Origin of the sequence: Ureibacillus thermosphaericus (assembly GCF_012396605.1) — a bacterium.
Taxonomy (GTDB): Bacteria; Bacillota; Bacilli; order Bacillales_A; family Planococcaceae; genus Ureibacillus; species Ureibacillus thermosphaericus.
On record NZ_JAAXPW010000039.1, the window covers coordinates 1 to 25,311 of the forward strand.

Consider the following 25,311-nt stretch of genomic DNA (forward strand, 5'->3'; position numbering starts at 1 on the left):
TTTGCCTCCAGCTTCCTTCAGATTCCGCGTCACCACGGACACCCTTGCTCTTGGCTAACCTCTACTTCTGTCTTCGGGGTTCGGGACTTACACCCTATAGTTCATGTACATGCCGGGCGCACATAAATGTTTAAAGCACCTTCCCGGATTGACGAAGGTGCTTTTGATTTTGTGCTATATCCACAGTATTTGTGACAATATCTTCTGATTTAGTGGACATAATGACCGTTGTCCATTATTTACTCTTGATCGGCTCTTTTGCCAATAATTCAATCTCATGCAGTTCAGTCGGATTTTCAAAATCGATGCTGTAATTTTTCACCCGCTTATTTACCGGAACAATCTCATAGCTAAATTGGAGTGGGATGACTGGAGCTTGTTCTTCCATATATTGCTGCCAAATCCGAAACTGTTCTGCACGATATGATTGATCAAATGCTTCTGGAGAATCGATTTTTTGAATCGTCTCCTCTAAAAAGTCAGACGTAAAACGGCTAAAGTTAAAGGCATCGGATTTTCCATACAAGCCGGCTGGCGAAGGATTTGTCCCCGTTCCCCATGCAGCCATAAAGACATGGATTTCTGGATCATCTGCCTCCACTTTATCGTAAAAAGCATTCACTTCAATCGGTCTTCCTGTCGTTAAAGTGACATTTAATCCAACATCCCGCCAATTTTGTAAGTAGTAAGCAGCAATTTCATCTTGAATGGTATCTCCTGCCATTGTCGCAAACTTGATTTCCAGCTTATTTCCCTTTGGGTCTTCCCGGAAGCCATCCCCGTCAATATCGATGTAACCTGCCTTGTCTAAAATCTTTTTTGCCTTTTCGGGATTATACGTATATCCTTTCAGCATAGCATCATGGTAGGTTTTAAACGCTGGAGGAATCAATGAATTCGCCCGTTGACGAAAATTGAAAAAGAGCACTTCGCAAACCGCTTCCACATCCAACGCATACCCCATCGCTTGCCTTAAAGCCTGATCTCCTACAGGTGTGGAATTTAAATCAGTCACCACTTCTCTCTTTTTCGGGTCCCATTTTCCCAACTTAAATCCTAAATAGGAATAATATAATTCTGGCCTCCCTAAAATATCAATGTTGTTAAACTTCTGGATTTCCGGCCATTTTGTTGCAGTGAATCCTGACACAATATCATACTTTCCAGCCCCAATCGCAACAGATACTGAGCTGGATGGAACAACCTCCACAAAGACACCGTCCAATTTCGGTTCGCCTTTCCAATAGTATGGATTTTTCACAAATTGCACAGATTCCCCAGGAACAATTTTATGAAACTTGAATGGCCCGAGTGTCACAGGATTTTTTCGAACGGCGTCGCTTTCAATTAACTTCTTCACAGGAATGCCTTTCAGCTGATGGCTGGGTGCCGCATAGGTCCATAAACCGTCCCCGCCGGAAAATATCGCAGGCGACAACTTTTTGAATCGGATTTCCAATGTGCGCTCATCGATTTTCCGGATGCCGGAGATGGTTTTCGCTTTTCCTTCGTGGTATTCTTCCACCCCGATAATATTCTTGAATTCCGTATCATATCGGACGCCCGTATAATCAGGATGGGCAATAATTTCGTAAGGCAAAATCAAATCTTCTATTTTGAGTGGCTCACCATCGGACCACCGGACACCTTCACGAATAGTAATGGTCACTTTATTCTCTTCCTGATCCACTATCATGGATGCAATGCCCTCATTATTGATTAAAAAATCGCCATCCATTTCAAAAATTGCATTTGATGCATAGCTCATAATGGCAGCATCGTAGCGGTTTTCATAGAGTTCAGCCAAAAACACTCCTTGGAGAGGTTCATCTTTCACAATTCCTACTTTTAAAATGCCTCCTTTGATTGGTGTTCCTTCATTTGTAACGGAAGTCGGCAATGTGACATTTTTTGAATAAACATTCGAATTCATTAGTGCTGTTATGATGATGATCGTGATGCAGAGTAATAATTTTTTTCTCATGATGTCCTCCCTTGGTGCTGTTTTAGTTAATATTTATCGATAAATAGAACAATTCATTGACATCATCCATTATCCCAATCGCTGCTTCACATCCACCGATCTCCTTAACGCTTGGCCGATATAATTGATGGCAAGCATCATGAATAAAATTAATAAAGATGCCGGAAGCCATACCCACCAATATTGTTGCAATACGGCTGGATTATTGGCATAGCTCACTAAGGTCCCTAATGAAGGGGTTGTGGGCGGCAAGCCGAATCCTAAATATGAAAGACCAGTTTCAATGCCGACGTTGCCCGCAAAATTCAATGTTAACTCAACGATTAATAATGAACTTAAATTTGGCGCCACTTCCCTCCGAAGTATGACAAAATCGCTCGTTCCAAGTGTCTTCGATGCGCTCACATAATCCCTTTTGCTTTCTGATAATGCCTTTGAACGAACGAGCCGGGCTGTTCCCGTCCATAAAAAGAGGCTCATAATCAGAATGAAAGAGGTTATCGAATATTTTGGCACAAGGGTTACAAAGACAATGATAAATAACAATGAAGGAATCGTTACGAAAAAATCAATGATTCTCATGATGATATAATCCACCCAGCCGCCGAAATAACCACAAATGAGACCTACCACAATGCCTATAAAACCAGTGATAAGCGTGATAGCAAGAGCAATGGATACGGAGTTTCTGGCGCCAATGATTAGTTGTCCCAAAATATCTTTTCCGCCCTGATCTGCTCCTAACAAGTACTTCTCTCCCGGCCGACTATAACGGTCGTACAAATTAATGCGCATCAACTGCTCTTGATCAATGAAGAAAGATGCTATAAAAACAAATAGAATGAACAAAACTAATAAAAAGAGCGAAACCAAGGCGATTTTATCCTTTTGGAATTCCCGAAAAGCAACGCCTATTCCTCGTGGACGACCATTTTTTCGATATCGCTTCTTCTTACGTCTCATTTTTCCACCATCCCCTCCTCACTATTCAATTCGAATGCGAGGATCCACAATACTTAAAATAATGTCGGAAAGCAAACTACCTAGCAATGTTAAAAAACCATACAGCATCACTAAAGCGCAAATGACGCTATAATCCCTTGAGGCAATGGAACTGACAAATAATTGTCCCATTCCTGGGTAGCCGAAAATCGTTTCAATAAAAATGGAGCCGCCCAAAAGCCCGGTGATGGTAAACCCCAAAAAAGCGGCAATCGGAATAAAAGAGTTTCTAAAAATATGCTTCGTATAGATTTTTCTCATCGGTACCCCTTTGCTTCTTGCGGTTCGTACATAATCCATCGTTTTGGCATCGATAATTTCCGAACGCAAATACTGGATCACCCCGGTTGTCCCTAAAATGGCATAGGTGATTGCCGGCAGAAGGATGTGGTAGAATCGGTTCCATATGTACTGGATGGTTCCTGGTTCCACTTCAATGTCGACGCTTCCGCCCGTCGGAAACCATTGCAATTTGTAGCCGAATATATATAAAAACAATAGAGAAAGTACAAACGTTGGAATGGCATAGGTGATGAAACTATAAAACACAATAAATTTATCTAGCCTTGACTGTTGGTATCGCCCCGCTAAAATCCCAAGTGGAATAGCTAATAGATACAATAAAATGACGCTGACAAAGGATAGCCAAAAGGTGTTCAACGCCCGTTCCCCAATGAGAGAAGTCACATCCCGCTGAAAAGTATAGCTCTTGCCGAAATCCCCTTGCAGCGCATTTTTTACCCATCGAACATATTGTATTGGTAAAGGGTCATTTAATCCCAATTCTTCCTTCAATTCTTCAATTCGTGCTGGGTCAGTATCGGGTGTAATCATACCTGTAAATGGATCCCCCGGCATCATCTTTGCCATCACAAACACGATGATGCTTAAAGCAATCAGTTGTGGAACCATAAGAATGAGACGACGTACAATGGTTTTCCACATCTATACGACCTCCTTTACGCTCGAAGCCGAAACGTAATGGGTATCAGAAATCGGAATTAAATCATACACTCGTCCATTTTCATCAAAGGCTTTATGAATATGCTTTTCATACATTTTTTCAAACTCTTGTCGAGCCCATTTCCTTTTTTCCCTTCCCAAAGGCGTTGTCGCCGGAATGGAATTAAGCAATCGCTTCGTGTAAAGATGCTTTGGATTTTGGTAAATATCCTGCTTTGTGCCGCATTCCACAAATCTTCCTTTATACATGATAAAAATATAGTCACACATATGCTTGACGACTCCTAAATCATGGGAGATAAACAAATAGGTTAATCCAAATTCCTTCTGCACATCTTTCATAAAATTGAGCACTTGTGCCTGTACGGATAAATCAAGAGCTGAAACCGGTTCATCAGCAATGATTAGCTTTGGATTCGTTGCAAGGGCTCTTGCGATATTGATGCGCTGCTTTTGTCCTCCTGAAAATTCATGTGGAAATTTCTCTTTTGAATCGCCCGGCATGCCAACTATCGCAAGAAGTTCATCAATTTTTTTCCTTTCTTCCCTAGGAGTTAAGTTCAAAAAATTTCGAATCGGTTCTGCAAGGATATCAGCAATCCGTTTTCTCGGATTTAAACTGGAATGGGAATCTTGAAAAATCATTTGCACTTCTCGATGAAAATGGGAGGTGCGAGATTTCCTCTCCTTCGTCACATCTTCCCCTTCAAAAAGGATTTTTCCCGACGTTATTTTCTCAAGGCCAATGATCGCTTTTCCCGTTGTCGATTTCCCACATCCAGACTCTCCCACAAGCCCGTAAGTTTTCCCCTGTTCGAACTCCATATCTATACCATCTACCGCATACACCCAATCAACGATGGAATTAAAAAATCCACCCCGAATCGGATAATGCACTTTTAAATCAATGATTTGCATGAAGCTCAAACTGCTTCCTCCTTCAACGATTTATGGAGCTTTCATGTTGAAAATTGAAATACTTCCAGCATGTGCACTTCACAAAATGCCCTTTTGAAATTTCGTGGAATATCGGTTGTTCTTCATGAGCATCTTTTGGAATCCATGGAATGCGAGATGCAAATCTGCATCCTGTTCTTGGTAAGTGGGTTAACGATGGAACAATTCCTTCAATGGCGTTGAGGCGTTCATTTGTGGAGTGGAGTTGTGGCATCGAGTTAAATAATAATCGCGTATATGGATGCTTTGGACTAGCAAACAATTTTTGTACTGGTGCTTCTTCAATGATTTCTCCCGCATACATCACCATCACCCGATCGGCCATTTCTGCAACAACCCCTAAATCATGAGTGATCAATATGATGCCTGCTTCTGTTTCATTTTGCAATTCCTTCAATAAATCTAAAATTTGCGCCTGTATCGTCACATCTAGAGCCGTTGTCGGTTCATCAGCTATAATTATTTTCGGTTTACAAGAAATGGCTATTGCAATCATAACCCGTTGCCGCATTCCCCCGGATAATTGATGGGGAAATTGCCTAGCAACTTGTTCAGGTTTTGATATACCGACTTGTTTTAATAATTGTAATACCTTTTCTTCCCGTTCATCACGAGAATAGTCAGTATGATATGTTAACGCTTCTTCAATTTGATCACCAATTCGCATTAAAGGATTCAAGGCAGATAAAGGATCTTGGAAAATCATTGCTATTTCTGCACCGCGAATATGGTTCATTTCCTCTTCAGAACATTCCAAGAGATTGCGTTCTCCAAAAAGGATTTTTCCCGTCACTCGCGCATTCTGTTCATGGTGGAGACCGATGATGGCTGTAGCAAGAGTACTCTTTCCACAGCCCGACTCCCCAACAATTGCAAGAATTTCGTTATTTTTTAATGTGAAGGAAACCCCATCCACCGCATCATAAAATGTATCATTTATTCGAAATCCAACATGTAGATTTTGAATGTCCAGTATGTCCATTTTGGGAGAGTCCCCTTTCTTGCAATTGACTTTAATGAAGTGTATGAATTGAAAAGGGGAAAATTAACCTAATTACATGAGGGTTAGTATCTTCTCAATGAATTTTCTACAAATGCGTTATTTTCAAAAATACCTACAATCTTCTCATCATTTTTCTTCGGCATCCTTGCTATTCAGTCATAATCAAAACCACCCGTGTGAACGGGTGGTTTGTTCTGCGGCTAGAAGCCTTTATTACTGGCCACCCCCTAAAGGGGCATCGAATGGTTCGCCAACTGCACTACTTTTCCAGCTGACCCTTAAAGGGTCTCTTTTATTTTTTCCTAGGTTTTCGCTTTATCTCTTCACCTGTAAATGGATCGATGAATTCTTCCATACTGAGTTGATCTGCAATGATATCATCTTGTATTTGATTTCGAATATATTCTTCAATTACCTTTTTATTTCTACCTACCGTATCCACATAAAATCCTCTACACCAAAATTTTCTGTTTCCATATCGATACTTTAAATGGGCATGTCGATCGAATATCATCAAACTACTTTTTCCTTTTAAATATCCCACGAATGATGAAACACTTAATTTTGGTGGGATACTGACCAACATATGTATGTGGTCTTTGCATGCGGTAGCTTCAATTATTTCTACGCCTTTTCTTTCACATAGTTGTCTTAATATTTGTCCAATATCTTTCTTTATCTTTCCATAAATTATCTGTCTTCTATATTTTGGTGCAAATACAATGTGATACTTACAATTCCACTTGGTATGTGCTAAACTATTTGTGTCAGAAGACATAATAGGTCCCTCCTTGGTACTAAAATTTGGTTGGCGAACCGAAATTTATTTTAGCATCAAGTGGGATCTTTTTTAATACCTCGCTGTAAGCTATACGGAACCCCCTGCCTAGCAGGGGGTTTTCTTTTTTACACAAAAAAAGCGAAATCAAAGCTAGTTGATTTCGCTGAATTTTGAATTATCCTTGAGAACGTTTGCGTTTTCCTCGTTTAATTAAAGAAATGATAAAGACGATGAAAATTATATAAACGAAAGCCATCGCTAGAATATATGAAATATTGATTCCTTGTTCATCAATCACTTGATAAATTTCAACAACTTCTCGGTCTTGGATAATTCTAAAAATCCCGTCTTCACCTTCACGGAAAATTTCACTATTTAACATTCCACGAAGCTCTTTATTTTCTCCAACAAACTCTTTCGGAATTTCAATCTTTTCGCGCATTCCTGTGTTGTTGATGACAATAATCCAATTTTCATCCTCAGAAGAACGCTGGAAAACAATTAATCCATTTTTATTTTGAATTAGATTGAAATCTCCTCTGCGTAGAGTTTCCGATTTATTACGCAACAATTGGATATCTTCAATATATTTTTTTAATTCTGTTTCTGTTTTAAAGTTATAAATTTGATGAGCTTCAGGTCCAGCTTTACCGTTCATGGCAATCTCGGATCCATATTGCATAACCGGTACGCCCGGAAGTAGCAAAGTTGTTGCCAATGCCATTTTTAATCGAGTTGGAGGATAAATTTCCGCTGTATATAGAAAACGATCTGTATTTACATTGTCAATCATAATTTGCGTAGGGATTTCCTCTTCTCCCTTTACATAGGGTTCAAAATGTTTCAATAAATCGGATGTATCTTCATCAATATTTTTAAACGCATGGCTAAAAATTTTGCTTACTTCATCATAAAATTTCGCATCAAATCGAGCATTGCTTTCAGTATTTGAAATCACATAAATTTGTTCATTGACTGATTTAATTGCATCAATCATCTCATTTAAAAATTCTGTATCGGCAATATCGAGATTTGTTAAACGGATACCATCAACATCATATGTAGAAGCAAATTGGACAATAGCATCAATTAGCGCCTTTTGTACTTCTTCATTTTTTAAATCCCAGCGAAGTTTTCCATTCGCTGTCCCTACAATCCAAGAAGCTTTTTTAGGATCTTCAGCCCATTCATGATTTTCACTTACATTTGTTAACGGAAAATCTACCATAATGGACATGCCATTTTGTTTCACAATTTGAATCAACTTTTTGAACTCTTCTTCTGTCCCAAAATTAGGTTCCAATTGATGATAACTTGTCACCATTGAACCGTCATAAGATTCTGTTGCAAAGACCGAGCCGATGGAAACAATCGTAAATCCCATATCTTTAATGTCAGAAAGTTTATCTATAATCCCTTGAAAATCCCCACCAGCGAATTTTGCTGGATTTTTTGGATCGGTTTTCGAAATATCGTCATTTTCATTCGTAGCATTAAAATAACGATCGACTAATAAATCGTATATACTCTCATCAGCAATTGAACGGGGTTTTTCAGCGCTTGCGATAGGCGTTGAGAAACTTGCAAATAATAATGTTGCCATTGCTGTCGTTCGAATCCATTTACTGAGTTTCAACATAATCCCTCTCCTTTAAACCAATCAACGACATTTTACCAAAAATATAGATACAACTCCCAATAAAACATAAAAGTTTAATAAAATGCGCTTATTTTTTGTCTAAAGTGTGACAAAAAATAAAGAACCCCTCATGGTTATTCGTTCTTTTTATCTTCGAGTCCAATGAATTCTTCATTTCTATGATTACTCGGTTTTTGCAAAAAAACAAAAAGAATAAAAAGTAACATTAAAACAATCACAAATACAAGCATAACGATTGGAATCATAGCACATTCCCTTTCTTTTTTCTCATATTGGTTGAAATCATTTTAGAGTAATTGAGCAATAATTTCTATCTACAAACTAAAAAAACGCAAAGTATAAAATATACTTTGCGAACTCACGAATGATTAAGCTAAGAAATTCATTCCCATTGGTAATTTAAAGCCAAAGAATAACGTTAAAAATAAGAATACTGCAAATAAAACCCAAAATATTGTTGTTGGTTTGTCTTTAGCTTTACGAACAAGAACCATCTCCATCATACCAATCACTAAAATACCTAAAAGCAATTTGATTCCATAATTCAAGCCTTGACCGTAGTCCATTGCTTCAATAAATAAAGCTCCACCCGTAATGATAATGAGGATATAAAATAAGCGTAATGCCATTTGCAATCCTTTGTTTGGTTTAATGGCAGCAATTAAAAACAAAATAATTCCAACAAACCATGTTGTGATGTGTAAATGCGTTGAACTTGTTAAAAAATCCATCTACTTCCCACCTCATCGTATATTTCATAGATTATCCTAACACGTGAATAGTTTCTATTCAAATATAATACTTCTTTTTATTTTGTATTTATTTTAATAAAGAGAAAAAGAATCCGCAAGTTATCTCTGTTAACACAATCATTGCGGATTCAATTTCTTACCCTCTATTAAATTGATTCAAAACGATTTGTTAATGTACCAATACCTTCAATCGATATCTTCACTTCATCTCCAGCTTTTATAAATTGTGGAGGATTCATTCCTTTCCCTACCCCGGCAGGAGTCCCTGTTAAAATAACGTCGCCAGGTTCTAGTGGAACATGCTGAGAAATAATCGAAACCAACCGATCTACTGGGAACATCATATCTTCTGTATTTCCATTTTGGCGTACTTCTCCATTCACTTTCGTCACAATCGTCAAGTTTTGGGGATTTGGAATCTCATCTTTCGTTACAATGTATGGTCCCATTGGGCAAGTAGCATCCAAACTTTTACCTAAAAAATATTGTTGGTGTCTCTGTTGAATATCACGGGCTGTGATATCATTAGCAATCGTATACCCAAAAATATAATCATAAGCTAATTTTTCAGGTATATCTTTTCCGAATTTGCCAATGACAACTGCCAACTCTCCTTCATAGTCAAGAGAGTCCGTTTTTCCTTCATGCACTGGTAAAACTTCGTGGTCTGCAGCAATCGTCGTCGGTGACTTTGTGAAAATGACTAAATCAGATGGAGCAGCTTCCACTCCCATTTCCTTTGCATGTTCATCATAATTTTTGGCTACACAAATAATATTTTTTGGAGTTCTTGGAATTGGCGATAACCATTCAATTTTGCTAAATGGTAATTTAAACTTTTCAACCTCTCCTGATTTTTCTGCTACTTCTACTAATCTTCTAATTTTTTCAACAAAATCATACCCTAATGCAATGCCTTCAATAATCGTCTGCGGGAACGATGGTAGCACTTGAAGCGTTTCTTGAATTGCTAACACATCCCAAACTGCTTCTTCTTTTTTTACTTTTGGACCAAACTTCACTTGATTATTGAATTTAAAGGATAAAATTTTCATTCGTAATAGCCCCTTTTCATTTTCACAAATTCTATTAAACTACGAAGCGTAGTATTAATAACATATTACATGAAAATCATTTATATTGCTTAATTTTCCGTAACGTTTTTTCCATAAGTGATGCGTTTTACAGCTTTTTCAAGCGGTCCTTGTTGATATTTCAAAAACCACAATTCAGATAAGGCTAACTGAACGACATAAATACCAATGGCGATAACAATTCCCATCATTACATCCACTTTTCCATATAACCCAAAACCGAAATTGTAAAATAATAAAGTGCAAATGATAGACTGTATGATATAGATAGTTAATGACATGCGTCCTACTTTAGCGATTGGGCTTAGTAGTTTTGTTGCAAATGGTATGAGACAAAGTACGACAATTAAAGACGCATACCCTACGGCTAATATGGGCCCTCCTATATAAACTCGGACATACTCTAATAAATAAGTCCGCGTTACATGAAAAGGCACACTTTTAATAAAAAGCCCTCCAGCAATACAAATAATCGTTAGTATAATCCACATCACTTTCAATTCTTTTGCCCGCTCAACTAAACGCCACTTAGCAGCTGCTGCTCCGATCATCATATATGGCAAAATTGTAAACAACGCGCTAATCCACATACCTGGAGCCATTTGAACCGCTAAATCATTTAAACGTTGGAAAAAGGCATCAGTCCAAGTTCCAATACCGTAAGCTGTAATCGCATTATTAATTGCAGTAATATCGACATGAGGAGTTTCAAACTCTGCATTCGCTATACCTGCAATGGCATATAAGGAGAGGATGAAGAAATGCAATAGACCATTCATTGCTAAAGCAACGGTTAGCAACCATCCACTCTTTAATTTCAAACATAAAATTAAGAAAAATCCGCAAAAAGCATACATCGTAAGGATGTCTCCCCACCAAATAAGAAACGCATGCAACAATCCAATTATGAATAACACAACGAGACGTTTTGTTGCGAAAGGATAAAATCTCGTACCGGTTTGCTCAGCTTTGATCCACTGCATCGCTAAACCATAACCAAACAACATCGAAAATAAAGGATAAAAACTGCTTTGTACATAGATATCTAATGTTTGATATAACATTACATCCTGATTATCCGTAAACCAGCTATGCAAGTCAAGAATGTGGGGAAGCGGCAGGGAAAAGGCAAAGATGTTCACTATTAGAATGCCAAGCAAACTAAATCCCCTCATAATATCAAGGGTATGAATTCTTTCATTCAAAGACGTTGGTTGAAACACTACATTCGACCTCCTAAATACAATTAAACTATCATTTTCATGCAATTCTTACAAGAAGAAACGTCGAATGTTTATTACACCAGAGCTTCCAACTGTATTTCTTTCCCTGCCTCAAATAAGTAAAGCACCTTTTCATCTACTTTGATTTGTAAAATCTTTTCCACAGCTTCCGCATAAAGGCGAATTTGCACACTATAACGCTTCGACATTTCAGCTATTAACGCTTCCTCTTCATCAAAAAACGGTAATATTTTATCCGTTTTGTAATCGAGCAACACCCATTTTCCGTCATAATCTTGCATTAAGCAATCGACAATCCCTTGGATCATTTGAGAGTCGCCTTCCGCATCGGACACACTTAATGTAAACGGTACTTCTCGATACAATTTTTTCGCGTTGCTAAATCGTTTTCCGATTGGCGTAGCAAAAAAGTGCAATAGTTGTTCAATTTGGATAGCTTTCATCTCTTCTTCTCTAATTAATTGTTTTTCAACTAACGTTTCAAGGAACCGTTGTGCTTCTTCCGTATTGATAAACCCTTGTTGCGGTACATGTTGCATCACGGTATGCATCGCTGTACCAATCTCTGTCGCAGTTAATTGTTTTTCTTGCATAAAAATTGGCCGCTTGACGAATGATTTTTTGCGATTTTTATAATAAATTCCAAAGTACTCACTCTCATCTTCTTGCTGCAAGTTTTCAATGCGCTTCATTTCGGATACACTCGTTTTAGATTTTTTCTTAGTTGCTCTTTCAAATGGATAAATATGAGTAAATCGACGTTCCAATTCTTGCAATAAACTGTCATCTACTTCTTTCTTTGCAAGTTCGTTTTCCGTTTCTTCCATTTTCTCCTGTTTTTTCATGAATGAATCATTGGATATGACGCTTACTTGCCAAGTGGATGGATGTTGTATCGGCGTATAGTCTGTATCACTAAAATCTTTAAACGATGCATGTCGACTAATTGCTGGACCAATCCAGTCAAGATAATTTCGAGCTCGAGCCCTTACATAATCCGGCAACATTTCATCTTGAGCCAAACTTTGAACTTCACACCAATTTTGCTTCGTTTTCTCCCAATCTTTCACAGAGCCGACGAGAACGAGCTTTTCTTTTGCGCGGGTCATCGCCACATATAAAATGCGCATTTCTTCCGCTTTCATTTCTAACTTTTTCTTTTCCTTCATCGCTAAAAATGGCAATGAAGTATACATAATTCGATTGTCTGGGTCTATCGCTTTAACAGCTAAACCATACTCTTGGTCAAATAAATATGGTTGATTGAAATCCATTAGATTAAAATTACTACCTAATCCAGCTACAAATACAACGGGATACTCAAGCCCTTTCGAAGAGTGAATCGTTACTAAACGAACAACATCATCCTTCTCTCCTATCGATTTTGCATTTCCTAAATCTTCCCCGCGGGATTTCATGCGATCGATGAATCGTAAAAAGCGAAATAATCCCCTGAAAGAAGATTTTTCAAAACTTAATGCTCGGTCATGCAGCGCTCGTAAATTAGCTTGACGCTGTTTACCGTTCGACATCGCGCCTACCATTTCATAATAATTTGTATCTAAATAAGTTTGCCAAATTAGATCAGATAGACTGCCTCTGCGTGCTAAATCTCGCCAATTATCCAATTGTTTTAAAAACTTTTCAAGCTTTGATTGTGTGCCTGTTTCAAGGCCTGAATGCTCTTTTTCAACAAATATTTTTACAGCTTCATAGAAGGTTGATTGCTTTTCAGTTAAACGAATGAGTGCCATTTCATTTTCCGTTAAGCCGACAAATGGAGCTCTTAATACAGAAGCGAGCGGGATATCCTGGTACGGATTATCAATGACTTTTAATAAATTAATCATAATCATCACTTCAAGCGCTTCAAAATATCCTTTGGAACTTTCGGCATATAGAGGAATATTTGCAGCTTTAAATTCTTCAATAATATCGTTCGACCAGGTCATTGATCGCATGAGAATGACGATATCGCTATAACGCATTGGGCGCATTCGCTTCCCTGGGTCTTTTTGCTTCGTATCGTACACTGTTGCACCAGCATCCATCATTTCTCGAATGCGTTGGATAATGTAACGAGCTTCTTGTTGAGATTTTTTCATTTCCTCTTGGATCATTAAATCAATATCCTCTTCTTCATTATCATTAGAAGTATCTGGCTGTTCTTCATAAATGATTGCTAATTCCACTGGAACTTCGACATCATCATATGGTGCGCTTGGTTTTAAAGCTGCTTTCTCATCATATTTAATTTCTCCTACCTTCTCGCCCATCACTTGCTCGAATATATAGTTCGTTCCGTATAGAACTTCCTTTCGACTGCGGAAATTAGCATTTAAATCGATTTTCAAACCGCTCGATTTCGGCTCTTCCTCAAATGTTAAATACTTATTTAAAAAGAGCATTGGTTCAGCCAATCGGAAGCGATAAATGGACTGCTTTACGTCCCCTACCATAAATAAGTTGCCGTTACTCTCATCGCCGCTTTTAACTAATTGCAAAATCGTTTCCTGCAGCATGTTTGTATCTTGATATTCATCGACAAGCACTTCTTTAAAGCGCTGTTGGAATTCGATTGCTACAGGAGATGGTTTTATTTTTCCATCCTCTTCTATCGTTAATATTTCAAGGGCATAATGCTCTAAATCTGAAAAATCTACAATCGCTTTTTCTAATTTTGCTTGTTTAAACTTTTCACCGAATTGAAGTGTTAATTCTACCAATGTTTCAATTGTCGGAGCCATAAGCCGAATTTCTTCAATGAGACGCTCAGGTTTTCTAGCAAAATACGTATGTTGAATTTTATTTACGATGTCTTTTGCTTTATTTCGCTTATCTTGCGCTTTCTTTTTTAATTCTTCATCGCAAGAATCTTTCGCCACCCGCGCTAACGTTGACCATTTCAACGTGGAAAAGAATTCGTACGCTTCTTTCCAAGAAGCACGAATGCGACGAGATGCCTCTTGAATGAGCGCTAAATCCAACTCCACCGTTTCTCCATATGGAGCCGGGCCATCTGGCATTAAAGCATATTTTCGAACTGTTAAAAGGTGTGACCTTGCTTCTTCCAATTGAAACTCTATAGCATTTTTCAAATGCTCAATAAAAGGTAATTCATCTACCGTCACATCATTCGGAATCTGATATTGTTCCACTAGGGAATGAAGCCATTTTTTTGGCTCGGGATGTACTCGAGCAGTATCGTATAATTGATCAATCAAAACTTCGATATCTTGGTCATCTCGATCGGACGTAAAGCTATCCACTAATCGATAAATACGGTTTACTTTGTTTTCATCTTCAGCACTATAAGCTTCCTCTAGCACTTCTTTTAACACATCATCCCTGAGTAAAGAAATTTCTCCTTCACTGGCAATGCGGAATCCCGGGTCAATATCGAGTAAATAAGCATATTGCCGAACAATAGATAAACAAAAAGAATGCAGTGTAGAAATTTGCGCTTTGTTGACAAGGCTTAACTGCTTTCGTAAATGTGCATTATGAGGGTCTTTCGCAATTTCCTTCTCAAGAGCATCCGCTAAGCGATGGCGCATTTCCGCGGCTGATGCATTGGTAAAGGTAACGACAAGGAGCTCATCCACATCAATCGGGTTTTCTTTTGCAATGACCTTTTCGATCATCCGATTAACAAGCACCGCCGTTTTTCCTGAACCTGCAGCAGCGGAAACAAGAATATCTTGACCTGTTGCCCAAATGGCTTTCCATTGTTCATCGGTCCATGTAGCGTCTTTCGGCTTAGTTGGAATTGAGTTCATCGTCATTCAACTCCTTTCGAATTTTTTCTACGACATTTGGCGCTTTATCTGCCTGCAACAGTTGATATTCACCGTCTGTTGGGTCAAATTGGCATACCGACTTAAATTCACAATAATCACAAGCAGTTCGATCTTTTAGCTTAAATGGTCGAATAGAAGTATCTCCGCTTAAAATGGAATCTCCTGCTTCCCTATGTTTTTTGCGCACAAATAATCTCAACTCTTCCATCGCTTCAGGCGGTACAACTTTCGAAGTTTTGGAAAATTCCTGTTTTTTCGTTATCGACACTGGAATGATAATCGACTTGCCATCCTCTTCTAAACGCTCGTCCATCGCAATCACAGCCTCTTGATCTTCGGATAACAATCCTTTCATTTTGTACATCTTTAATCGTTCTTCTTCGATTTGTAATTCATTTAACTCCTGCTCAATTTTTAAAAGAGGATTTTGCACATGGACGTATAGGACACCTGCGGGCATTGCCGGTTCATTTAATAAAATTAATGAATTTTCAACGGCTACATCTAAATACGTTAATAACTGCAATGATAAGCCGTAATACACTTCATTTAAATCTAAATCTCTGCCAGAAGATTTATAATCGATGACACGTAAATAAGATGTTCCACCAACTTTTGCATGGTCTATTCGGTCAATTCGTCCTCTCAATTTCATTTTTCGGCCGCCGTTTAATGCTATTTCTAAAGGCGGTAATTGTTCATTTTTGCTAGGGCCGAAAGACGCTTCCACAGCTATTGGCTTAAAGGTTGAATTCTTTGCATGCTGTGATAGGGCAACCATCGTTTTTTCAACGATGTGCATCAATTTCCGCTGAATATAGCGATAGCGGGAACTGCTTAACAAGATTTGGTGTGAAAAAGCCGGTACAATCTGTTCTACAGCTTCTCGTGCAAGATGAGCACATTGTTCTTTCGTTAATTTATTCCATGGCAAGTTTAATCGGCTAGTCTCCTTCGAAATCCACTTTAAAGCTTCATGGAACAAATCACCCATTTCAAATGTTTCTAAACGGAACTCCGGGCGTTGTTGCAAGCGAAGACCATAGAATGCAAAATGGGCAAATGGACAACTAAAATACTTTTCAATTCGTGAAACGCTGGATGTGAAGTCATCCCCATATAATGCTTCCGTCAATTCTTGAGCCAATTTTTCTGAGACATTTTTTTCTTTCAACGGTTTCATTACAACTTCAAGTACTGGTTTCCATTCATCACTTTGTTCATAAAACGTTTTTAGTGCTCTCCATTCTGGTGCAAGCTCCATTGATTCCGCTTGTTTCAATTGAGTCATTAAGTAAGCTAGCGATGTTCTCGGATGTCGTAAGTACGAAAGCACTTTTTCCTTATTCCATTCTTCGATTGGGTCAATAAAAATTCTTTCATGAGGCAATGTGTATTTTCCGTTCACTTCAAATAAGTTGTGCAACCGTTGTACATAAAGAGATGGTAATAAAGCTTTACTCTCCTCATCACTGCTGGAATATGTGACATATAAACGGTCTGTAGGGGAAGAAAAAGCACGATAAATATAAAAGTTTTCTTCCATGAGTCGATGCTTGGATGATGGGTACAATTCCACATCAATTCCTGAAAACCATTCCCTGTCCATATCGTTTATGAATCCTTCATAGTCAATACGCATTGGATATACTCCGTCATTCACGCCAATGACGAAAACAACTTTCATATTGTCAAAACGAGAAAACTCCACAGTTGCAACAGTCACTTCATCAACAGCTGGAGGAATTTTTGAAAATTTCAGCGTGTCAAATCCTTCATCCAGGATTTTAGCGGCTTCTTCAATCGTTAAAGGCTGGTCTCCAAACATGATAGCGAATTGTTCAAGTACGTTTACCCACTGGTTCCATGCCTGATCATGTTCCATTGCCTCTTCCAGTTTGCCTTCTTCCAGTTCTTTATCTTTTAACGTCTGAAGCTTTTCATAAATTTGCAATTCTTCAACGGTTGTAAATAGAGCCGTTGCGATTTCTTGTCCATTGCGAGCCTTCTTTAATTGTTTTTCAAATTTTATTAAAGGTTCTCGAATGTAACCCTTCATTTCATCGATAATCGCTTGTATCTTTTTTTCTTCATCGGTTTGTTTCGTTGTCACAAACTCTAAACCTCGATATTTTTTATACATCCAACGGTCGTCTTGCATCCATCGGTCTCCATAAATTCCTTGAGCAATGACAAAGTTTTCAAATACATCCGCTTTCTCTCTTATTTCTTTTACATTAGAGTTTAATGGGAAAAATAAATCTGTTTTTACACTACGGAAAATCGGTTCATATTTCCAATGAGAAGTAATCACTTCTAAAATAGAGCGGCTAAATTCAATTAACGGATGATGCAACATCGATTTTTTCTCATTGGTAAAAACAGGAATATTATATTGTGCAAATATTGTCGAAATTAGCGGATCATACACATCTGCTTGTCGATACATAATCCCGATATCACGATAACGAATACCTTCTTCTTGCACTAATCGTTTTATTTCCCGGGCAATTCCATGAACTTCAGCACGCCGATTTGCTCCTTCAATAATCTTTATAAAACCTTCTGCTTCGATTTTTTTTGGAGTTAGCTGATAAAATTGCTGTTCCACATGAAATAAATCTCGATTTTTATAGCGGTGAGTTGTTTCCAAATGAATTCTCGGTTCAATTTCGATACCTAATTTTGTCGCTTCTTGTTTTAATTTGTCGTATGTGAGAGCAGCACGATAAAACACTGCTTGTTCATTGTGTTTATCTTGTTCATCTTCAAAAGGAAGAACAATGGTAACTCTTTTCGTTAAAGATAAAAGCTGCTTGACAATTTCAAACTCACGCACTGTAAATGATGTAAATCCATCGATATATACATGAGTGTCTTTCAATTTTTCAGAGTATTTCATTTGCTGGATAAGGAAGGGATATAGTCCATCTCCTTCTACATATCGATCCCCTAAAATTTCTTCTAATTTTTGTATTATGATTTGTAAGTCTTTAGATTTCGCAATTAGTGTATGAGGAGCTTGGGCTTGTTCAAATTTTTCAATTGCTTCTTTTAATGCGATACTATCGATATTAAACTGATTAAATTCCTTAATTATCTTCTCAATTTCTTCCGTAAATCCTCGCTTATCAGCAGCTTGGCTGAATAAAGTAAAATGGTCTTTATTTTCTTCCAACAATCTTCTAAGGAGCATTCGATATCCAATTTTATCAACTTTATCTTTTGCGATGCCTCCCGTTTCTTGTAATACGTGCCAGGATAATCGCTTAAAAGTCATTACTTGCGCACGAATCAACCCTTGAATATCATAGTGATTCGTTAGCTGGTATTCCGTAGAAAAAGACATTTGGTCTGGCACAATTAAAAAAATCGGTGGGCCAAAGGGATTAGATTTTACCTCTTCCACAATTTCTCGATGAATGAGGGCTGTTTTCCCTGTCCCAGCTCGTCCGCTAATAATTCGTAATGACATGTTGCCCCTCCTTCAATTTCCTCTTGCTTTATTGAAAAATAGTATTTTATTTATTATAGTACATTTTCTAATAGATTCGATAAAATGCACCAATGAAAAACGCCCCGAAATTGCTAATTTTTCGGGGCTTTTCAATCAATTACCAAGCTTAATCTTTATAAGTTATTTTTAATTTCTTATTCTTTCTAAGTCTCGATACTTCTTTTAATTCTCTTTCAACACGTTTATTTAAATATCGTTCAATTTGCTTTCCGATAATCCATAATAAGAAAATTGCGACAACGACAAGTACTAATTTTGTGGGACTTCGTAATAATGCACCGATATCATAACCAAGTAAACTAATTGTTAAAATCATTACACATTTTCCTGCCAACAACACTACGAAGTAATATTTTTTCTTAATATTGGAAAGCCCTGCCACGATATTGACTAATACGGATGGTGTAAATGGGAAACACAATAATAAAAATAGTGGGGCAATTCCTTTCATATCTACCCAATGAATGAGTTTTTGCATCTTTTCATACTTAATGAATTGTTGGACTTTACGATTATTTCCAAATCTACGAACAAGCAAAAAGACCGAATAAGACCCCAATACTGTTCCAACCCAGGAAAGTAAAAAACCAAACCAAAGCCCGTGAGAACTTGCATTGGCTACTACGAAAACAACTAGAGGTAGGAACGGCAAAAAGGATTCTAAGAAAGGAAAAAGGATTCCAATTAGCGGTCCTAGTGTTCTATATTGTGCTTCCAATGCTTCAATATTTTCTACGGTAAACCATTCACTCACCTGTTCCACCTCTATCGATACTGAATAATTAAATGTAAAATCGTCACCTTATCTGTTGGATTTTCGTATTGGTGCGGCTGATTAGCAGAAAATACGAGCGTTTCGCCTTCTTCTAAACATTCCTTCATATTGCCGCATTGGACAACTGCCTGTCCTTCTATGACCGTAACTGTTTCCTCTACTCCTTCCGTGTGGGGCTCACTTTTATGTATCACCCCGGGATCCATTTCAATTTTATAAAATTCCCAACCCCGTTCCGGATTATAAGGGATAATGGAATATACACGGTATTTGCCATTTTCTTCAGACACATATGTAGAAGGATCCACACTATATTTTTGGAAAAATGTTTTCGGTGGCTGTAAAAGTGATGAAAATGAAATTTTTAACCCTGCGGCTATTTTCCAAAGGGTTGAAACAGTTGGATTTGCTTCACCCTTTTCAATTTGGGCAAGCTGTGCCTTACTTACATCAGTAGCTTTTGCCACATCATCCAAACTTAAACTCCGCTCTTTCCGAATTTTTTTTAATTGTATACCAATATTACGACTCATTTGATCCATTTTTTCATTCCACCCTATTGTCTATTTTAAAAGACAAATGTATACTATACTAAACAAAATGTGAATGTTCTGATTTTTTATTTTCTGTTTATTACCATTAATTAGCGATTATTTAAATTAAATTATCTCTGTATTTATCATAATACAAAATTTCTCTTTGTACTGTAACGATGATTTAGTCATTTATGCTGCATACTGCTAAAATTCCGTCAATCTTTTAAAACAGTATTTTTCATTTATTATATTTGAAAATTTAGTAGAAAGGAATGGATAGTGTGGCAACGGAAGTCAAGGAAGTGAATCAAAGTTTTTCTGATGACTCCTTTTTACAAGGTGCGAAGGATTGCGTTCCTACGTTATTAGGTTACATAAGTATAGGGCTTGCTTTTGGGGTAGTAGGCGTCACATCAAAATTATCGATTTTAGAAATCTTTCTACTTTCTGCACTAGTTTATGCTGGCAGTGCACAGTTCATTTTTGCAGGTTTATATTTAGCGGGAGCCCCAATGTACATCATGGTTATTACAACGTTTATTGTTAATTTACGATTCTTTTTAATGTCGCTTACTGTAGCACCGCATTTAACTCGTTATTCTGCTTTACGCAATGTCGGCTTTGGTTCGCTTTTAACAGATGAAACGTTTGGTGTTGCGATTACAAAAATAGGACGAGAACAATATCTTGGTGGTCGTTGGATGGATGGTTTAAATTTAACCGCCTATTTTACATGGATTGCAGCATGTGTTGTTGGAGGTCTTGTAGGAAATTGGATTCCAAATGCTGAAGCTTTTGGTCTTGATTATGCGTTAGTAGCGATGTTTATTGCGTTGCTAGTTTTAAACTTAGCAAATGTTAATAAAAGAAAACTCATGCATTATTTAAAATTAATCGGTTGTGTTTTTGGAAGCTTGTATATTCTTTCTTATTTCATGCCTAGTCATTTAGCTGTACTTTTATCGACGATTATTGTAGCAACGATTGGGGTGTTGACTGAAAAATGACGACTACGCTATCCATGTTTTTACTTATTTTAGGATGTGCTTTTGTTACGTGGGTACCACGCGTTACTCCATTTATATTAGTACGGAACATCCAATTACCGAATATCGTATTGCGTTGGCTCCAATTTATACCCGTATGCATTTTAAGTGCACTTGTATTTCAAGCCTTACTTCGTGAAGAAGGAAAATTTGTCACATTTGATATAGAAAGTACTATTGCATTCATCCCAACATTACTTGTAGCAATTTGGACGAAAAGTTTATCCATAACAGTTGTCGTAGGTGTGTTGACGGTAGCTGTATTGAGAAATTTCTTTTAATTACATCGGCGTTGCGATAATTTCGCACAGAGCCGATGTTTTTTATTGTGAAAATCACTTTCTTGTATTATTAAATTTTCCTCCATTGGTGAACGAGTCCACAAACATAACGAAAATGGCCTAATTCTCTATAAAGAAGAATTAAGCCATTTCGTATGTTACTCTACTACTAACAATCCAATGCGATAATGATCTTTACTATGGACAACATGCTGTGTTAAGCGCAATTCATTTTGATGATTTAACACTTCCAATTTACAATGAGCCGCATTGATTTGAAGGGCTTTATACAATTCCAATTCATTGTGCACTTCCATACCGTTTACTTTGCGAATAACCTCTCCTGCTTGAAGCCCCATTTTTTCTGCCGGTGAGTTCGGTAAAACAGCAGCAATCATCACACCATTTGGACGCGCAGAAACGGCATAGACATCACGACGCTCTCGAACTTTATAAATATAGGAGATTATTAAACGAAGGAATGCGCCGACTAATACAGTCACAACTGCAACAATAGGATAAAAATATCCTACGAGTCCTCCGATTAGCACCAATTCCCCTAAAATGAAAATCGCCCTTGATAATTTAGGATATACATTTAACGGCAATGAACGTCTCGTCTTTTGCTGGAATCCGATGATAGCAGGGAACAAAATCAATGTAAATTGTTGATGGTTTAGTGAAAATTGTGGCCACCACGGAAAATAAGCATCAATTGCTTGTCCAGGAATTACGAAAAAAATCGGCAACAACCAAATTTTTTTCGTGAAGAAAGCAACGCCATGTAATCCCCTTTTTGACTTTTCGATAATCGGGGATGCATAATACAATCCATATTTCTTCATTAAGCGACTTTCCGCCATTAACAATAACCCTGCAACCAATGCGCATGTTACCGCAGTTCCTTCAAGTACGTTTACCCCTTGAATTGTCAACCCTAATAATTGAAAGGACCAATTTAGAATATTCATCAAGATTATGGCAGCCATACTCAAGGCAAACAGAATGATTGGTGAAAGTAAATGAAACTGATAAAGAACAAGTCCTAAGATACTGAAAGCTGTAACAAAGAATAATAGTTCAACTGATTGAGTCAATCCGAAAAGGAGGGTAATGACGGAAATAATGAGCGCTAACCATACCCCTTCTTTTATGAGGCCTGCAAATTCCGACCAACCCCATAAAATTCGGATATTGAAATGTTTTCTCTCTCTTTTAACTCGTACATATCCTAAAAAAATCGACATAAAAATTGCAATATACAATAGAGGATTTAAAAACATTCTGCCGATTGCACTGAACAATTCTATTAATATCTCTATCACTCATCCCACCGCCGTTTCCTACTACTACTATTGTTCATTTTATCAAAGGAATGAAAATTTGCGTAGCATCAATATACCCGTCTTCCAACAAAAAATAAAATCATGTACCACACATCATTTCTGATAATTTAGAAAATTTAAAAATAGTTTATCATTTTTAAGATAAATATGGTAATAATTTATGAAAATCTTTGATACAAAAAGCTGCCTAGAAATGTATTCTAGACAGCCTCACCTTCAAAACGTTAAATATCCCCTTTGATTTTATGAAGCATTACACTTAAGCCCATTTTCAACTGTACATCATGTTCCATATCTTCTTTATATAAAGCGACTTGATCTCGAATGCTTGCAAAAAACTCGTCATCCATATGCCTTCCGCTCTTCAAATCATGTTTTTGTCGATAGGAGGCCACTGCTTCTGCTGTTTGTTCATCATAAAATCCGTCAGTCCTCACCATGTTATAACCTAATCCATTTAATACCTTTTGTACGTAGGCTATCTCTTCACTATAGTCTCCTTCAGCAAATTCGCCTCGCAGCGGTGTAATTTCCATTGCAAACAGCGGATGTTGTTCCACTTCGATATCTGACTCGATTCCTTTTCCATGAATCCAATCTCGATTAGGAGTAAGCCATTTGTTCGTTGATAATTTTAATTCTCCACCATTTTCCAAATCATAAGTTTCTTGAACCGTTCCTTTTCCAAAACTTTTTAAACCTACGATAATTGCACGATTCCAACTTTTCAGCGCTCCTACCATCACTTCACTTGCCGATGCACTTCCTTCATTTTGGAGAACAACTAAAGGAATCACTTTCATTTTCTTCAAATAGTCCTCATCAGCGTCAAGTTTTGTTGTTTTAATTGCTTCAAGCTTTCCTTCTGCATTTTGCATATAAGCAAAAACTTCTCCATCTTTCCCGATGCTACTTACGACGCCAGCGACGCTATGTAAATAACCTCCAGGATTATCGCGCAAATCAACTATCAACCCTTTTACATCATCCGATATTAATCTCGCAGTTGCTTCGATCCATTCTTCTACGGTCTCTTCTCCAAACATTGATATGGAAATGTATCCAATTTTTGTATCATCAACCGGAATCACTTTCCATGATACCGTTTGATTATCAATTTCTGCCCGCTCAACAGTTACTTTAATGTGCCTGTCTGTGCTTGGACGATATAAAACAAGGGTTACTTTTTCTCCAGCTTTCCCTTGAATTAATTGCAACAACTCTCCAAGGGTTTTGCCCTCTAAACGCACACCATCCACTTCTACAATTTCATCATAAGGACGGATGCCAGCTTTTTCAGCAGGAGATGATTTAACAGGAGATACAACGATAAATCTTCCATCTTTTTCTGTAATTTCAATACCTATACCAACCCGTTGTCCTGCTAAAGACTGACGATGAATGGCTGCTTCTTTTTCGGTATAGTACGTGCTGTACGGATCCTTAATTGCTTCCGTCATTCCTCTTAACGCGCCTTCAATCAAATCCTCATCTTTTGCGTCAAAAACTGATTTTTCTTTTATGAGTGAAAAAGCTTGGTCAATTACAGGGATATTGCTTCCTTTTACTGCTGTTTCGGATTTCATATCACTTTTCCAATACACAATGATGGCAGCTAACAAACAAACAATTGCCAAAATGAAAAAAAATCGACTCTTTCGCACTCACTTTCCTCCTCTCGTTCAATCTATGTAAGAACGAGTAGTAATAACACATGCAAAAGAGCGATTTTTTTACTCTAAATTTGTAATATAATCTCTTAACGTGTCTAGGTCTAACGGTCCTAAAATCTGTTTTTCAATTTCGCCTTTTGTATTAATCATGAATGTGGAAGGAATTGTGTATATTTTATATGTTAAATTTAATCCTTCTTCTTCCATTAGGAGAATTGGAAATGTTAAATCATAGCTTTTCACGAAGTTTTCAACATTGGTTAAATTATCGTTAAAAGTAAGATTCACTGCAACAATTTCCACATTATCTTTCTTTGCATATTTCTTATAATATTCTTGGAAATAAGGCATTTCGTCTTTACAAGGTGGACACCAAGATGCCCAAAAATTTAATATCACTTTTTTTCCTTTTAAATCAGAAAGAGTCATTGTATTCCCATCTAAAGTTTTTAAAGTAAAATCCGGTGCAGGCTTTCCTAACCCAACACTTTGGGGGCTGTCGGATTTCACTTCATACCCTGGAATATTATCATCAAGGGTATTTTTATTTATATCCAATTTTTTATTGATAAACGTAGTAACTGCAATAACTACTAATGCTATTATGAGCAATGCACTTATCACTTTCTTCTTGTTGTTCATTCAATCCCTCCAAAATACTTCAAATGAACCCCATCCACTTATAGAATAACATAAATTTAGCAGAGTACATCTGGAGAATCTATGTCAAGATGATGAAAACCATAACTGAATAGCTATAAAAATAAATGGAGCTTGGGACAAAACCCTAGCTAATAAAAAATCGTCACTTATGATTTTTCATGAAGTGACGATTTTTTATGGAAAACGTTGTTCTCCGTTCCGGCCGACGCTTTCCGCGGGCACGGCTCAAGCCTC

At 37.4% G+C, this 25,311-nt stretch carries 19 protein-coding genes; 2 read left to right on the forward strand and 17 right to left on the reverse strand.

Features of this window, described 5'->3' with window-relative positions:
* Positions 1-235: 235 nt before the first annotated feature.
* From HF990_RS12830 to HF990_RS12895, 14 genes are all read right to left on the reverse strand, one after another.
* Positions 236-1,984 carry an oligopeptide ABC transporter substrate-binding protein gene (locus tag HF990_RS12830; RefSeq protein WP_168412741.1) on the reverse strand — a complete coding sequence of 583 codons (1,749 nt, stop codon included), beginning with the start codon at positions 1,982-1,984 and terminating at the stop codon, positions 236-238.
* A gap of 69 nt (positions 1,985-2,053) precedes the next feature.
* A complete protein-coding gene (locus HF990_RS12835) occupies positions 2,054-2,947 on the reverse strand; it encodes an ABC transporter permease (protein ID WP_016838210.1) in 894 nt (297 codons plus the stop codon).
* A gap of 21 nt (positions 2,948-2,968) precedes the next feature.
* Positions 2,969-3,931: an oligopeptide ABC transporter permease gene (gene opp4B, locus HF990_RS12840; protein WP_168412742.1), complete on the reverse strand. Its 963-nt coding sequence runs from the start codon at positions 3,929-3,931 to the stop codon at positions 2,969-2,971.
* Positions 3,932-4,876, reverse strand: a complete 945-nt coding sequence (locus HF990_RS12845) for an ATP-binding cassette domain-containing protein (protein WP_016838208.1) — start codon at positions 4,874-4,876, stop codon at positions 3,932-3,934.
* A gap of 13 nt (positions 4,877-4,889) precedes the next feature.
* A complete protein-coding gene (locus tag HF990_RS12850) occupies positions 4,890-5,888 on the reverse strand; it encodes an ABC transporter ATP-binding protein (protein ID WP_016838207.1) in 999 nt (332 codons plus the stop codon).
* Between the two features lie 313 nt (positions 5,889-6,201).
* Complete coding sequence (gene tnpA / locus HF990_RS12855) at positions 6,202-6,687, reverse strand: IS200/IS605 family transposase (RefSeq protein WP_168412743.1); 486 nt, start codon at positions 6,685-6,687, stop codon at positions 6,202-6,204.
* 178 nt (positions 6,688-6,865) lie between these two features.
* Entirely contained in the window at positions 6,866-8,329 is a 1,464-nt protein-coding gene (locus HF990_RS12860; protein WP_184656254.1) for an alpha-amylase family glycosyl hydrolase, read from the reverse strand.
* Between the two features lie 389 nt (positions 8,330-8,718).
* A complete protein-coding gene (locus HF990_RS12865; protein WP_016839267.1) occupies positions 8,719-9,081 on the reverse strand; it encodes a DUF1516 family protein in 363 nt (120 codons plus the stop codon).
* A 167-nt stretch (positions 9,082-9,248) separates the two neighbouring features.
* Positions 9,249-10,157 (reverse strand): fumarylacetoacetate hydrolase family protein, encoded by a 909-nt coding sequence (locus tag HF990_RS12870; RefSeq protein WP_168412744.1) that lies wholly within the window; start codon positions 10,155-10,157, stop codon positions 9,249-9,251.
* 89 nt (positions 10,158-10,246) lie between these two features.
* Positions 10,247-11,419: a DUF418 domain-containing protein gene (locus HF990_RS12875; protein WP_311733647.1), complete on the reverse strand. Its 1,173-nt coding sequence runs from the start codon at positions 11,417-11,419 to the stop codon at positions 10,247-10,249.
* Positions 11,420-11,493: 74 nt separating this feature from the next.
* Positions 11,494-15,219, reverse strand: a complete 3,726-nt coding sequence (gene addA, locus HF990_RS12880) for a helicase-exonuclease AddAB subunit AddA (RefSeq protein ID WP_168412745.1) — start codon at positions 15,217-15,219, stop codon at positions 11,494-11,496.
* Positions 15,200-18,715 carry a helicase-exonuclease AddAB subunit AddB gene (gene addB, locus HF990_RS12885; RefSeq protein WP_016839263.1) on the reverse strand — a complete coding sequence of 1,172 codons (3,516 nt, stop codon included), beginning with the start codon at positions 18,713-18,715 and terminating at the stop codon, positions 15,200-15,202. Before addB ends, addA begins: the two co-directional genes overlap by 20 nt.
* 148 nt (positions 18,716-18,863) lie before the next feature.
* Positions 18,864-19,511 (reverse strand): TVP38/TMEM64 family protein, encoded by a 648-nt coding sequence (locus tag HF990_RS12890; RefSeq protein ID WP_168412746.1) that lies wholly within the window; start codon positions 19,509-19,511, stop codon positions 18,864-18,866.
* A gap of 11 nt (positions 19,512-19,522) precedes the next feature.
* Positions 19,523-20,074 (reverse strand): helix-turn-helix domain-containing protein, encoded by a 552-nt coding sequence (locus HF990_RS12895; protein ID WP_016839261.1) that lies wholly within the window; start codon positions 20,072-20,074, stop codon positions 19,523-19,525.
* Positions 20,075-20,340: 266 nt separating this feature from the next.
* Here HF990_RS12895 and HF990_RS12900 point away from each other — a divergent pair, with 266 nt between their 5' ends.
* On the forward strand, positions 20,341-21,075 hold the full coding sequence (locus tag HF990_RS12900; RefSeq protein WP_040764829.1) for an AzlC family ABC transporter permease: 735 nt from the start codon (positions 20,341-20,343) through the stop codon (positions 21,073-21,075).
* On the forward strand, positions 21,072-21,395 hold the full coding sequence (locus HF990_RS12905) for an AzlD domain-containing protein (RefSeq protein ID WP_016839259.1): 324 nt from the start codon (positions 21,072-21,074) through the stop codon (positions 21,393-21,395). Before HF990_RS12900 ends, HF990_RS12905 begins: the two co-directional genes overlap by 4 nt.
* A gap of 158 nt (positions 21,396-21,553) precedes the next feature.
* On the opposite strand, the gene HF990_RS12910 is transcribed toward HF990_RS12905, so the two are convergent.
* The 3 genes from HF990_RS12910 to HF990_RS12920 form a co-directional block, all read right to left on the reverse strand.
* The gene (locus HF990_RS12910) at positions 21,554-22,720 is read right to left on the reverse strand and encodes a PDZ domain-containing protein (protein WP_184656253.1); all 1,167 of its coding nucleotides are present in this window, start codon (positions 22,718-22,720) and stop codon (positions 21,554-21,556) included.
* A gap of 245 nt (positions 22,721-22,965) precedes the next feature.
* A complete protein-coding gene (locus tag HF990_RS12915) occupies positions 22,966-24,405 on the reverse strand; it encodes a S41 family peptidase (protein WP_016839257.1) in 1,440 nt (479 codons plus the stop codon).
* Between the two features lie 69 nt (positions 24,406-24,474).
* Positions 24,475-25,056, reverse strand: a complete 582-nt coding sequence (locus tag HF990_RS12920; protein WP_016839256.1) for a peroxiredoxin family protein — start codon at positions 25,054-25,056, stop codon at positions 24,475-24,477.
* Positions 25,057-25,311: the final 255 nt, after the last annotated feature.